Origin of the sequence: Pedobacter sp. AK013, assembly GCF_014205835.1 — a bacterium.
Classification (GTDB): Bacteria; Bacteroidota; Bacteroidia; order Sphingobacteriales; family Sphingobacteriaceae; genus Pedobacter.
Genome location: NZ_JACHCQ010000017.1, coordinates 1 through 12,996 on the forward strand (window position 1 = coordinate 1; position 12,996 = coordinate 12,996).

Annotated in this window: 14 protein-coding genes; 10 read left to right on the plus strand and 4 right to left on the minus strand. The window is 39.2% G+C overall.

Translation table 11 applies throughout. From position 1 onward, the window contains the following. Nucleotides 1-257: 257 nt before the first annotated feature. Nucleotides 258-668 carry a VOC family protein gene (locus tag HDC90_RS12695; protein ID WP_184466886.1) on the plus strand — a complete coding sequence of 137 codons (411 nt, stop codon included), beginning with the start codon at nucleotides 258-260 and terminating at the stop codon, nucleotides 666-668. Nucleotides 669-849: 181 nt separating this feature from the next. Here HDC90_RS12695 and HDC90_RS12700 read toward each other — a convergent pair whose 3' ends face one another. From HDC90_RS12700 to HDC90_RS12710, 3 genes are all read right to left on the minus strand, one after another. Continuing rightward, entirely contained in the window at nucleotides 850-1,152 is a 303-nt protein-coding gene (locus tag HDC90_RS12700; protein WP_184466887.1) for a hypothetical protein, read from the minus strand. Between the two features lie 88 nt (nucleotides 1,153-1,240). Beyond that, complete coding sequence (locus HDC90_RS12705) at nucleotides 1,241-1,681, minus strand: Hsp20/alpha crystallin family protein (protein WP_184466889.1); 441 nt, start codon at nucleotides 1,679-1,681, stop codon at nucleotides 1,241-1,243. Nucleotides 1,682-1,996: 315 nt separating this feature from the next. Next, complete coding sequence (locus HDC90_RS12710; protein ID WP_184466891.1) at nucleotides 1,997-2,542, minus strand: ferritin-like domain-containing protein; 546 nt, start codon at nucleotides 2,540-2,542, stop codon at nucleotides 1,997-1,999. A gap of 359 nt (nucleotides 2,543-2,901) precedes the next feature. On the opposite strand from HDC90_RS12710, the gene HDC90_RS12715 reads away from it, so the two are divergent. The 9 genes from HDC90_RS12715 to HDC90_RS12750 all read left to right on the plus strand — a co-directional run bounded on the left by HDC90_RS12715 (nucleotide 2,902) and on the right by HDC90_RS12750 (nucleotide 12,219). Then, nucleotides 2,902-3,654, plus strand: coding sequence for a helix-turn-helix domain-containing protein (locus tag HDC90_RS12715; RefSeq protein ID WP_221451844.1), 753 nt, complete (start codon nucleotides 2,902-2,904; stop codon nucleotides 3,652-3,654). A 111-nt stretch (nucleotides 3,655-3,765) separates the two neighbouring features. Next, a complete protein-coding gene (locus tag HDC90_RS12720; RefSeq protein ID WP_184466893.1) occupies nucleotides 3,766-6,231 on the plus strand; it encodes a TonB-dependent receptor domain-containing protein in 2,466 nt (821 codons plus the stop codon). 425 nt (nucleotides 6,232-6,656) lie between these two features. Further along, the gene (locus HDC90_RS12725; RefSeq protein ID WP_184466895.1) at nucleotides 6,657-7,247 is read left to right on the plus strand and encodes a TetR/AcrR family transcriptional regulator; all 591 of its coding nucleotides are present in this window, start codon (nucleotides 6,657-6,659) and stop codon (nucleotides 7,245-7,247) included. 105 nt (nucleotides 7,248-7,352) lie between these two features. Beyond that, complete coding sequence (locus HDC90_RS12730; RefSeq protein WP_184466897.1) at nucleotides 7,353-8,120, plus strand: SDR family oxidoreductase; 768 nt, start codon at nucleotides 7,353-7,355, stop codon at nucleotides 8,118-8,120. A gap of 1 nt (nucleotide 8,121) precedes the next feature. Continuing rightward, nucleotides 8,122-8,694 carry an NADP-dependent oxidoreductase gene (locus HDC90_RS25535; protein ID WP_255497627.1) on the plus strand — a complete coding sequence of 191 codons (573 nt, stop codon included), beginning with the start codon at nucleotides 8,122-8,124 and terminating at the stop codon, nucleotides 8,692-8,694. Beyond that, on the plus strand, nucleotides 8,691-9,119 hold the full coding sequence (locus HDC90_RS25540; RefSeq protein WP_255497628.1) for a zinc-binding dehydrogenase: 429 nt from the start codon (nucleotides 8,691-8,693) through the stop codon (nucleotides 9,117-9,119). The genes HDC90_RS25535 and HDC90_RS25540 overlap by 4 nt, the downstream gene beginning before the upstream one ends. Before the next feature lie 236 nt (nucleotides 9,120-9,355). Then, a complete protein-coding gene (locus HDC90_RS12740) occupies nucleotides 9,356-10,210 on the plus strand; it encodes an NEW3 domain-containing protein (protein WP_184466899.1) in 855 nt (284 codons plus the stop codon). 37 nt (nucleotides 10,211-10,247) lie between these two features. Next, nucleotides 10,248-11,219, plus strand: coding sequence for an ABC transporter ATP-binding protein (locus HDC90_RS12745; protein ID WP_184466901.1), 972 nt, complete (start codon nucleotides 10,248-10,250; stop codon nucleotides 11,217-11,219). Beyond that, on the plus strand, nucleotides 11,206-12,219 hold the full coding sequence (locus HDC90_RS12750; RefSeq protein ID WP_221451845.1) for an ABC transporter permease: 1,014 nt from the start codon (nucleotides 11,206-11,208) through the stop codon (nucleotides 12,217-12,219). The genes HDC90_RS12745 and HDC90_RS12750 overlap by 14 nt, the downstream gene beginning before the upstream one ends. A gap of 101 nt (nucleotides 12,220-12,320) precedes the next feature. Here HDC90_RS12750 and HDC90_RS12755 read toward each other — a convergent pair whose 3' ends face one another. Then, complete coding sequence (locus tag HDC90_RS12755) at nucleotides 12,321-12,953, minus strand: class I SAM-dependent methyltransferase (protein ID WP_184466903.1); 633 nt, start codon at nucleotides 12,951-12,953, stop codon at nucleotides 12,321-12,323. Nucleotides 12,954-12,996: the final 43 nt, after the last annotated feature.

The following is a 12,996-nucleotide window of genomic DNA, read 5'->3' on the forward strand; positions in this document are numbered from 1 at the left end:
AACCTCAAGAGGTGTAAGGGATATTAAATTCTTCTTATTCAGATTGTCGAAAATATATGCTTAAAACATCCCCCCCCAACTTTTCCGCTTGATCCCGGAAAAGTTGGGGGGATTTGAATAATTTCTTTGCAGATAAGCAAAATCTTCATGTGAAATAACACCTGTTTCCTCTTCTGGACAAAATAAAAATTACACCTCTGACAAACAGCTGTCATAAAGCTTTCAGAAATTTGTTCTGAATAAATTAAAGACAAATTATGAATCTCGTTTCGATCAGGATCATTACTGATAATGTCAGTAAATTAATGGAATTTTATGAGCAGATTACCCAATTAAAGGGTATTCGCTTTACAGAAGACTTTGCGGAGCTTCAAACTGCTAACGCAACGCTCGCTATTGGAAGTACAAGAACATTACAGTTCTTCGGGGGATCAGAAGTGGTTAAAGCTGCCGAAAACCGCACGGCAATAATTGAATTCATCACAAATGATGTAGACAGGATTTACCAGGAGCAGTCTGCTTTCCTGGATGCTTATTTAGTACAGGAACCAACAACAATGCCATGGGGCAATCGCTCGTTGCTGTTCCGCGATCCAGATGGGAACCTGGTCAATTTTTTTACCCCCATTAGCGCTGGCGCTATCGAAAAATTTGAAGGCAAAATTTAAGATCGATTATACCTGTTGATGTCATAATAAAAACAAAGACCTGCATACTTGAGTAATTTACATAAGGGGATATTGAAAACGATTCCCTTTTTCTATGTTACTTATTTAATTATTCAGTAATACTTTGCTGACCTTTGAAGATTAAAATATCAAATCTATTGACTTTTTTAAATCACTCAAATCAATAATCAATATTTCCATTCTCCAGGTGGGCAATTCGGAATATTTCCTTGGAAATAATGGCAATATTTTCTTTTAGCTCATCCAAACAGCAGTTTATTCTGCCGATAGGAACGGGCAAACCCATGATTTCTTCCAGGAATTCTATTTTTAATGAACATCCGGAAACATTTTCAGCATTACCTTTTAAACTTGAAAAAATTTCGTTCGCTTCCTTTTTATCCCGGCCAAGAGAAAATTTGCCATAGGTGATTTTTCCACCCGGACCCTGGAGGCTGATATTGATGGTGAAACGGGTTTCCATAGCCAAGCTGTTATATTTTTTCTAAAGGGATTTCAATACATTAATTAATAAAAAATAAAAAGTGCCGCATTTGGCGGCACTTGGGAGATTACTGTATTTCGATCTGTCTGGAGATCGCTTTAGCTTCTTCTTTTTTTGGAATATTGAGTTTGAGTATACCATCTGTATAAGCGGCCTCAATGCGCTCAACATTGGCACTTTCTGGAAGGGTAAATGCCCTGGTAAATGAAGAATAGCTATACTCTCTTCTGTTATAGGTTTTACCCTCAGTATTGTTTTCAGTATGCTGCCCCGTAGAAATGGTCAGCATATCCCGTTCTACCGACACCTTGAAATCTTCTTTTTTTAATCCAGGTGCCGCCAGTTCGATGTGATATTCTTCATTAGATTCGGAAATGTTGACTGCAGGTACGCTGCTTAGACGACGATCGTTAAAAAAGGTATCCCCTAATACGGATTCGAAGATATCATTAAAGCCTGGCAATAATGAACTGTTCTTCTTTTCTGGATTGAATTTAACCAATGTCATAGTTTTTCTCCTTTTAATGTTTTAATAATAAATGGACTATAAATCAATTAATTTAACGCTTTAACCTTCTTTTAAGGTTACACCTCAAGGGTATCAAGTGCTGTGCCAAGGCGATTAGGGTCGACTGATTAACGGTTCTCTCTGAAAATTTTTCATTTTTTATGAAATTTTTTCAGTATCAGAGCTGAAATTTTTTCAGCCTTGTAATGTATCGACATTATTGGTGTGCAGGTGGGCCAGAATGATTATAAGGGTTGTTTTGATATTTTTTTATGAAGCTGGCCTGTAAATTGGTTCAGGCCAGCTCTTATTCTATTATTCAGAAACCGCTTGCGCGTTTACTGCACCCACTGCAATTTCAGTGAGCGCAACATCTGTTGCTTTTTCATTTTCTAACGTCTGGCTCAAAAGGTCAACAATATCATCACGGCCAATATTTTGCGCAAATACCCGCAAGGTTCCATAAGTGGCAATTTCATAGTGTTCTACCTTTTGTGCTGCTAAAATAAGCCCGGCATCACGTGTCATCGTTCCTTTTTCTGTGTCAGAAATAATTCCATTTGCTTCTTCCAGAAGCCCGGCCATCGCATCACATTTTTTTGCGACAGGTTTTTCTTCCAAAAGTTCAAATACTTCTTCCAGTGTTGCAACATGTTCTTCCGTCTCTAAAGCATGTTTTTCAAAGGCTGCTGCAAGTTCTGGACTTGTTGATGCCTTTTGAAGTTTCGGTAATGCTTTTGCCAGGTGTTTTTCTGCCCAATAAATATCTTTTAACTCATCGACGAAGAATTCATGGAATTCAGCGTCCTCAATTTTTCTGGTTTTTGCTGCGCTCTTGGCAGCTGTTTTTGTACTTGCCATAATTACTGTTTTTTAAAGGTTGATATCTAATGAACAAGGCGAATTAGCCGATGGTTTTGATTGATTGAAATATTAAATGGTAAACATTTAAAATGGCTGATGTTGGAGATGGGCCAATTCTGAAAAATGCCTCCGGCAAAAAAACATCATCTGTATTAAGACTGCTAAAAAAGAGTTTTGGAAGACTCAAAAGGGAGTTATATTTGTTGGAAAAAAAATGATGTGATTAAACACGTTAATTTATCTCCATAATAATGCGAATAAGAAAATCTAAGTTTAGCTCATGAGCATACCTATTACTGTTAAAAACAAAATTCAGGAGAACAGGATGCTTAAAGTATCGCCTTTTAGAAAAGGGGGTGCGCACTACCGCTCCACATAAACACAATAGCTATTTCGAAATTATCTATTTATCCAGTGGAAAGGGGTTTCATTATATAGATTCGCAGCGTTTTGAGATTTTTCCTAATAGTGTTTTTTTTGTTAGGAAAGAGCAAATGCACTACTGGGAGCTTACATCTGAACCTGAGGGCTTTGTTGCTATCGTTAAAAAGGGCTTTATTGATCAGAGTATCGACAAGGAGATTGGTAGGCTATTGTTGCAATTAAGCAGAAATGCCGTTTTACAGTTGAAAAATGCAGCATCCGTTAATAAGATCTTTCAATTGCTCGTAGATGAGATAGAAGCAGCAGGTAATCTATCCAATACAGTGATAGAAGGATTGCTAAAGGCTTTATTAGCCAAGATCCAGGCTAGAGGGGAATTATTACTTACAGGCAGAAAACAAGATGGTAATGGCCTGTGTTATCAGTTCCGGGAAATTTTGAGCCAGGAAAAACAGTTAAAAAATAGTGTTGCCCATTATGCTGACAAACTGAATACCTCTCCGCAGAACCTAAACCTGGCATGTAAAAAAGAAATGAAAACCTCTGCTTCAGTGGTACTTTCAGAATTCATTATCAATGAAGCTAAGCGCTTGCTTATTTATACAGATAACACTGTTGCCGAAATAAGTTTTAGCCTCAGTTTTAATGATACATCGCATTTTGTAAAGTATTTTAAGCGTTTCACTGGCTTTACACCCCAAAATTATCGAGCAAGTCTTGTTTAGTACCATATTATTTTCATATATACCGTGATAAATGGAATTTTAGCTGCTTCTTTACAAAATTTAATACCCTTTTTATAATAGCAGATCATTAATCATATTAGTATACCGTTTATGCAACTCTCCAGATCCATCACACTTCTTTTACTTGTTTTTTTTAGTTTGGCCATTAAAGCTCAAAATGTTACGCTTAAAGGTATTCTTATCGATCAGCAGACCAAACAGCCACTCGAATATGCCAGCATGGCACTCTTAAAAAAAGCAGACTCTACAGTGGTTGGAGGTGTATTAACCCGGCCAAACGGATCATTCGAAATCAGCAAGCTGCAGATTGGCCAATACGTACTGAAAATAGCTTATATTGGATATAAAAACAGGTTTATTCCTGTAAACATTAATGATACAAGAGTGGTTAACCTAGGTTCGGTTACACTCATTCCAACCAGCGAGTTGCTAAACCAGGTAAACATTAGCAGTGGGAAGGTTAATGCCTCCAATAAGATTGATAAACAATCTTATCGTGCAGACCAGTTTGAAAGCGCAAAAGGTGGAACCGCAGTTGATGTGCTAAAGAACCTGCCTTCTGTTTCTGTTAATGGAGAGGGGCAGATCAGCGTTAGGGGATCGACAGGATTTCTTGTGCTTGTGAATGGCAAGCCAGTACTTACCGATGCACAGACTGTTTTAAGTCAGTTACCGGCCAACAGCCTGCAAAATATAGAACTGATTACCTCGCCCTCTGCAAAATATGATCCTGATGGAAAGGCAGGTATTATTAATATTGTGACCAGGAAAGGTGCCAACGACGGATTTACATTAACAGCAAATGCCCAGGCCGGACTTCCAAGTACAACCGATTATGATAATAAGGAAAAGCCCAAGCGCTTTGGTGGCGATGTTACGCTGAACTTCAGAAAAGATAAATGGGATATCTCTGTAGGAGGGAATTACCTTAGAAATGATAACGCAGGCTATCGCGAAGGAGATGTGTACACTAAGAATTTTACCAATAATACCATTACACGTTTTCCCTCGAACGGAGAGCGTAGTTTTGATAAATATAACTATGCAGGCAGATTATCTGCAGTTTACACCCCAGATAAAGGCAACTCCTTTTCTGTTGGCTTTTTTAGCGGGAAGCGTTATCAGGCACGATTGGCAGACCTCGTTTACAACAATAGTACATCAGATCTTTCAACAGGGCTACCAATCAGATCAACCACTTATTACAACTCTAACCTGCAAACAAAGGAAGGTACGTTTACGCTGGGTAATCTGGATTATACACACACTTTTGCAGATAAATCTTCGCTGAGCGCATCAGTGCTGTATGAAAATGCTAATCTTTATGGTAATACCAGGAACCGGAATCTGGGATATCCAAATACGTCAGACACTATTCAGTATGTTTTTAATCCCTATAAAAACCCCATTAATGGCTATAGGTTTAAGTTAGATTACGCCGTTAATATTGGTAAGGGGAAACTGGAAAGCGGTTATCAGTTCAGATATGATACCCAGGACGGCCAGTTTGATTATTTTGTTACCCCGGCAACTTCGCAGTTAGATGCCAACCGGTTTAGAGGGAATGCCAAAGCAAAGAACCAGATCCATTCCCTTTACACACAGTATTCTGGCAAACAGGATAAACTGGAATACATTGGCGGACTGCGTTATGAGTATGCCACCAGAACGTTAAATCTATCTTATGATCCGGCAGCCCATGAGCTAGACCTTTCCAACCTTTTTCCTTCCCTGAATTTGCTTTACAATGTTAACGATGGGCTAAAGTTAAAGACTGGCTATTCCAGAAGGATACAGCGTACCAATAATTATGAGCTGAACCCTATACCTGAAAGAGAACATTCAGAAACATTAGAACAAGGCGACCCAGACCTAAAACCCTCTTTTATTGATCTTGTAGAACTCGGATTGACCAGAAACTTTAAAAAGGGCTCTTTTTTTACAACCCTATATTTTCAGAACATCAAAAATCCTATACAGCGCGTAAATAGTGTTTATGCCGATACGATCCTGAACAGGGTATTTACGAATGCAGAAAAAGCACGTTCCTTTGGCCTTGAGCTAGGGACCAATCTACAGCCAGTTATGTGGTGGACCCTATACCTGGGTGGGAACGTTTATAATTATAAGGTATCTGGAGATTTAAATGTACTGGGTAGTAGGTCGGTCGTAAATAATGCGAACTGGGTTTATTCTATAAATGCCAATACCAGTTTCAAACTGAGCAAAACCTGGAGTATGCAGGGAAATGTAAATTATTTATCGAAACGGCCCACTGCACAGGGCGAAGATTCAAAATTTCTGGTTCCCAATACCGCTGTTAAGAAAACATTTATGGACGGTCGTTTTTCTGCAACCCTACAGTGGCAGAATATGGATCTTGGCATGAAACAATCAAACAGGCAAAGGATAACAACATTCGGAAAAGACTTTTATACTACTACCAACTATATTTATGAAACCGATGTTTTTTTACTAAATTTCAGCTTTAACCTGAACAAACTTACAGGTAAATCTAAACTTCCTACCAGTGAATTTGGTGATAAGGAATTTTAACCCTCAAAAGGTAGGACATTTTTGGTATTGTTATGAAATAATATGAACTTGCCAAATGGTAATGAGATCTGAATTCAGAGCGACGACTGTGTTAAGGAAAGGAGCGTTTATTTATGTTTTGTTGTACTGACCTTGGTTAAATAAACCTTATTGTAGCGGCTATACTTTTTGCTACACAGCTAATCATTTATGCAATAACATTCACAAAAAGATAGAAGCGGAAAGAAGGACTGATCCAAGCACAGGACCTTGCTTTACATAAAAATCAAATCCTTTTTTCCGCTATATCCCTCTGCTATGCTTCAGTGATATCACTTCGCCTGGGCTAAGTACTCTTTTTTAAGATGTAATAATAAAGTAATTTGATTATGTTTTTCTTTTGATAAATAAACCTTTTGGTATATTTGATGACGGAAATTATTGCCATGTTATCAAAAGCAGAGAAAACAAAACAGTTTATTTTAGAAACAGCCATGCCTTTATATAACGAAAAGGGTGTTGCCGGAGTAACTATTGATGAGATTCTGGCTGCAACGCGCTTAACAAAAGGTGCGCTTTATGGACATTTTGATGGAAAAGACGATCTTTCCGCACAAGTCATAGACTATTCTTTGGATAAGCTCTCTCAACGCATCAGGTCAGTTGTTTCTACAAAAAAGACCATTAAAGCCAAGGTTTGGGCATTTATTGATTTTTATAAGGATCCAATTAATACGCTGATTCCAGGTGGTTGTCCTATTTTTAATACCGCTGTTGAAACTGATGATAATTATCCCTGGCTGAAGAAAAAGGTGGCAAAAGTTCTTAGGAATGGCCAGGAGGAGCTTACTGCTCTTCTGCAAAGTGGTATCAACAATGGAGAGTTTACTCCGGAACTTGATGCTGCAAATTTTGCTTTTAAGCTTGTCGCTACTGTTGAAGGTGCAACGGTAATGTGCCGGGCCATGGAAGTAACCAAGCCGATGCTTGCCTTAGTGAAAAGTTTAAAAGATGAATTGGCCCGTTATGAAAAATAACTTTTTTTTTGTTTTAGAATATACTAAAAGGTATAAAATATGTTGATGTATTACAAATTATTTAGTCCGTTTTTCGATGGGAAACCCAACTAAAATCAAAAAATAATGAACTTAAAAGGAAAAACAATCCTGATCACCGGTGGTGCATCGGGTATAGGGCTTGAAGCTGTGAAACAGTTTTTAGCAATAGGAGCGGAAGTGATTATTACCGGTAGGAACCAGGAGAAACTGAATGCAGCCAAAAATAAATATCCAGCCATTACTGCCATTCGAAGTGATGCCGGCAATGAGAGCGATGCAAAAGATCTTTTTAATCAAGTAAAAGAACTGGGCGGTATCGATATTTTGTACAATAATGCGGCGGTGCTGGTTCCTCCAGCCAATTTAGGTATTGCAAACACTAAACACACCGAAGGTGCAGCATACGAAATGGAGGTTAATTATCTGGGCGTAATCAGGCTAAATAATCTTTTTATGGATATGCTTAAATCCAGGGAGGAGGGTGCGATAATTAATACTACCTCTATACTCAGCCTGGCTCCGTCTCTGATAGAGGCCACCTATTCTTCCTCAAAAAGTGCACTGGCATTTTATACCGTCTCACTTCGCGAGCATTTAAAAATTATTGGCAGTAAGCTAAAGGTATTTGAGCTTATTCCCCCACTCGTTGCTACCGAGATGACTGCAGAAAGAAATGATAAAAAAATATCGACTCAAGAGATGGTAAAAGGACTAATTAACGGTTTATCCCATAACCATTATACAATTCGTGTGGGCGATGCGAAAATATTTAACATCATTAACAGGCTTTTTCCAAAAACTGCATTTAATTTAATCAATCCAAAGAAAACCCATCAACTTTTACAAAACTAACATGAAAGCATACACCATAAACAAATATACCAAAGACAGACTTCTGCTAGTAGATGTTTCCTCACCTAAAGTTGGTGATGATGAAGTTTTAATCGAGATTCATGCAGCAGGCATAAATCTTTTGGATACAAAAATTAAAACGGGAGAGTTTAAATTATTGCTGCCTTATAAGTTTCCCTTGATTTTGGGGCATGATGTTGCAGGCATCATTACCCAGGTTGGAAAGAATGTAAAGAAATTTAAAGTTGGAGACGAAGTTTACTCGCGCCCGGCAGATTTTCATATCGGTGCATTTGCCGAATATATTGCCATCAGTGAAAACGATGTAGCTTTTAAACCTAAAAACTTGACAATGGAGGAAGCTGCCTCTATTCCACTGGTTGCACTTACCGTGTGGCAAGCTTTTGTTGAGCGTGCCAGACTGAAAGAAGGGCAGAAAGTGTTTGTTCAGGCAGGTTCTGGAGGGGTGGGGACTATAGCCATCCAATTGGCAAAGTATTTTGGTGCAACAGTTGCGACCACTGCCAGTACCAAAAGTTTTGAAATGGTAAAAACACTGGGGCGGATATATTGATTGACTACAAAACGGAGGATTTTGAAAAACTGCTGAAAGATTACGATGTGGTACTTAATAGCCAGGATAATAAAACTCTCGAAAAATCAATTAATATCTTAAAGCCAGGAGGCCAGGTTATTTCCATCTCCGGGCCACCAACGCCTGGTTTTGCACAAGAAATGGGCCTACCATGGTACTTAAAGGCCATATTATCACTGATTAGTTTTGGCATTAGGCGCAAAGCAAAAAAACGTCATGTCGATTTTAATTTTCTCTTTATGAAAGCCAATAGAAGCCAGCTTGGCGAGATTACAAAATTGATTGAAGCCGATATCCTAAAACCTGTGGTAGATAAGGTATATGCTTTTGAGCAGACAAATGAGGCATTGGAATATGTTACGAGCGGACGTGCAAAAGGTAAAGTGGTTGTTAAATTAAAATAGGTTAGTGTATTCATTATAAGTTGCTTAATTGTTACTGTTTTAATCATTATCTTAATAATTGTAGTTTAAAAGGTCCGGGTAGGACTTACAATAGATTGCATTTTAATCCGCTAGAATTGTTAAAAAATGTTAAAATGTTTTGAAAAAAATGCAACTTTTTTTTGTTTTGAAGCCTAATCAGATAACGAAATCAGAAAGCATTTTTTAGAGCAATTATTAATATTTTGGTTTAGATTATGTCAGTACAATTACTACCCGATCCCTTGCGAAAAGGCTTATTTCGCACACTTTTATTATTAACTTTTTTTGCTGCAACGAAACCTCTTTATGCGCAAAATCAAGATGCTCCGAAAGGGACATCCGAATTTTCGGCTAAGCTGGTTAACATCGAATCGGCCGTTAATGAACCATTCCGCTTTTCAGCCTCACTACACAACGGAACAGCTACCCAACAAGTTTATGAACTCAAATCGGAGCTGCCTATAGGATGGCAGATTAGCTACCGTGTAGATGGTAACCAGGTTACTTCTGTTAACTTAGCGGGTGGCCAAACCCGGGAAATAGCCATCGAAATTACTGCATCCGGTAATGCTGCTGCCAGGAAATACATTATTCCTATCAAAGCCGTATCGTCTTCGCTAACATTGCCGTTGCAACTGGAAGCTGTGGTTAAGGGATCTTATGGTGCCAGCCTTAGTACGCCGAGTGGAAGGTTGAGTGAAGAGCTTACAGCCGGTTCTCATAAAGATATTGAGCTTGAATTGCATAATACAGGCACCTTGCCACTATCCTCGCTGAGTATCTCTTCTCAACTGCCCACCGGATGGGAAGCAAGTTTTTCGCCAAGCCAGATTGAAAGATTGGATGGCGGGAAAAAAGTAACCATTAAAGCAACGCTTAAAGTGCCAGATAAAACAATTGCCGGAGACTATAGCGCTACTTTTACATTAGGAGGTAACAATGCCAATGCTCAGGCAGCCTTTAGAATCTTCGTTAAAACCTCAGTACTTTCTGGCTGGATCGGTATACTTATTATCGCCTTGGCAGTTTCGGTAGTATATGTGCTCATCCGTAAATACGGTCGTAGGTAACCACTTTTAAGAAATACTAAAATCTTCAACTAGAAAGATGGAAGCCATCATAGATTTAAAGAACCTATGCAAAAGTTATGGTTCGCATGTTGCTGTTGATAAACTCAACCTAAAGATTCCCCATGGCGAAATATTTGGACTATTGGGGCCAAACGGCGCAGGTAAGACGACCAGTATACTCATGATGCTCGGCCTAACTGAACCCGATAGCGGCTCGGCCATTGTTTGTGGCCATGATGCCACAAGAGATCCGATTGAGGTAAAGCGAATGGTGGGCTATATGCCCGATAATCTGGGTTTTTACCCACAGTTAACCGGTCTTGAAAACCTGATATATATGGCAAGGCTTAACGGGCTGGCAGAAAAGGGAATAACCGAGAATGCCCGCAATGTGATGGAACTGGTAGGACTGAAGGCCGCTTCAGATAAGCCTGCCTCCAATTATTCACGAGGTATGAGGCAAAGGTTGGGACTGGCTGAAGTGCTCATCAAAAAACCGAAACTGGTTATCCTGGATGAGCCTACTTTAGGACTAGACCCGAACGGGGTAAAGGAGTTTCTTGAGCTGATCAAATCGCTGCAACAGGAGCAGGGCTTAACTGTATTGCTTTCATCACACCACCTTCATCATGTTCAGCAGGTGTGTGACAGGGTAGGCATATTCGTAGATGGAAAGTTGCTTGCTACCGGAGATCTGCCTACACTCTCCTCTGAGCTCTTCGGAAGCACCGGTGTAGAAACCAACATTCAGCTCACCAAAATACCAACAGATTTTGATGTAATAAAGGATAGATTTAGTACTTGGCCAGAATTTAATAGCCTGAATATTAGCGGTGTGAACCTGCAATTTAATACAACTCAGAATATTACCCCAAAACTCATTCGTGGGCTTATTGAATTGGGGGCCGATATCGAGGCTGTAAGCCAAAAACAATACGGACTAGATGAGATCTATGAGAAATATTTCGAAAAAAACACAAATTTAATCCCAGAGCATGAAAGCGCTTAGTGAAAGCCATTTTTGGGCAATAAACAAAAATAATTCAAAGGAAACTTACCAGCTTAGCCCTTTTAAGGTGATGGTGAGAAAAGAAGTGTCGGATCATGTGCGTAGCTGGCGTTTTATCCTGCTGCTGGCTCTGGTGGTGCTCACTTTTTTTGCTTCATTGTACATTTCCATGTCTAACATTCGGACAGCCTTTACCAATGTCAATGACCCTGATCATGCATTTTTTTATCTTAAGCTGCTTACTGCTACAGACGGATCTATGCCGCCTTTTCATATCCTGATGAGTTTTTTAGCTCCATTGCTTGGTATTACTATGGGCTTCGATGCTATTAATTCTGAACAGAACAGCGGCTCGTTGACCAGATTGTTAGCCCAACCTATATACCGCGACAACATCTTACTAGCTAAATTCTACAGCGCAATGCTGATTATCGCGACGCTATTTATTTCCCTCACATTGCTGATGATTGGTGGAGGACTGTTTATTACCGGGGTAAGGATTGAACCTCAGGAACTCTTGAGAATTCTTGGCTTTGCTGCACTTACCATGGTTTATGTTGGTTTTTATTTAAGCCTGTCTATTATGCTTTCGGTTGCCTTTCGTCATGCGGCCACCTCAGCCTTAACTGCCCTGGGAATCTGGCTGTTTTTTACGGTGTTTTATCCGATCGTAGTTAATCTGGCTATTAGGGCATTTTTACCAGATGCTGCTTATCTGACTCAAAGTGAGACAATGGCTTATAATGAATTGATTATGAATGTTATGCGCATTGCTCCTGGGCAGTTATATAGCGATGGTGCAACTACCATGCTTATGCCATCTATCAGAAGTTTAGGGCCAATGAGCATGGAGCAGCTTTCCGGTGCTATTCCTTCGCCGCTTCCGTTACGGGAGAGCCTGATGATTGTGTGGCCACAACTTACCGGACTTCTGGCAGGTAGTATTGCCTGTTTTGCGCTGTCTTATTATCTTTTTATGCGTAGGGAAATCAGAAGTTAGTGTGAGGAGGATTGAATAAGTCAGTTTTTCTGTTTAATTTCTGTCCCAGGTTACATATAGTTGCCCAAAATTATATAAACCCGCTCAGTGTGTGGCTTAGGTTATTTAATTTTACAAACAAGCACCAGATCTGTGATGATTAAACCATCCTTATCAGGAGAACTATAGCGTTTTAAAATGAGGGTTTCAAAGTTGTTCTCCTCGAGTGCAGTAGATAAGTAATCTTCTTTATGGTAATTTACATATACTTGGTCGCCTGTACTGGATATTTGGTACCTTGATTTATTATTTTCGTCCTCTTCCATGGTACTTAGATAAAAAATACCATTTGGTTTTAACAATTTAGAAACATTTGCAATTAGATTAATGGCTTCTTGCTGTGTTAGATAGGGTAGGCAAAAGCCGCAGGTAATTCCGTTAAATTTCGCTCCTATAGTGTCGATCTCGCGGCAGTCCATAAGTTGGAATTGAGCTTTAGGATTGTTGATCTTGGCAAGTTTGAGCATTTTTGATGACAGATCGATCCCCAAAATTCGGTAATCAGGTCTATTATCCAACAGGTATTTGGTGATGTTCCCAGGGCCGCAGGCAATATCCAAAACACTGGCATTGTTTGTTGTTATATTATCGAAAAATACCTTGAAAGCTTCATTATACAAGCTAACATCCATAAATTTTTCCTGGTATATTTTTGCTGATTTGTCAAATGCTTCGGCAGCTTTTAATATTTTCATGCTTTCATCAGATCGTGAATAATAGAATTAAAAATAGTATATG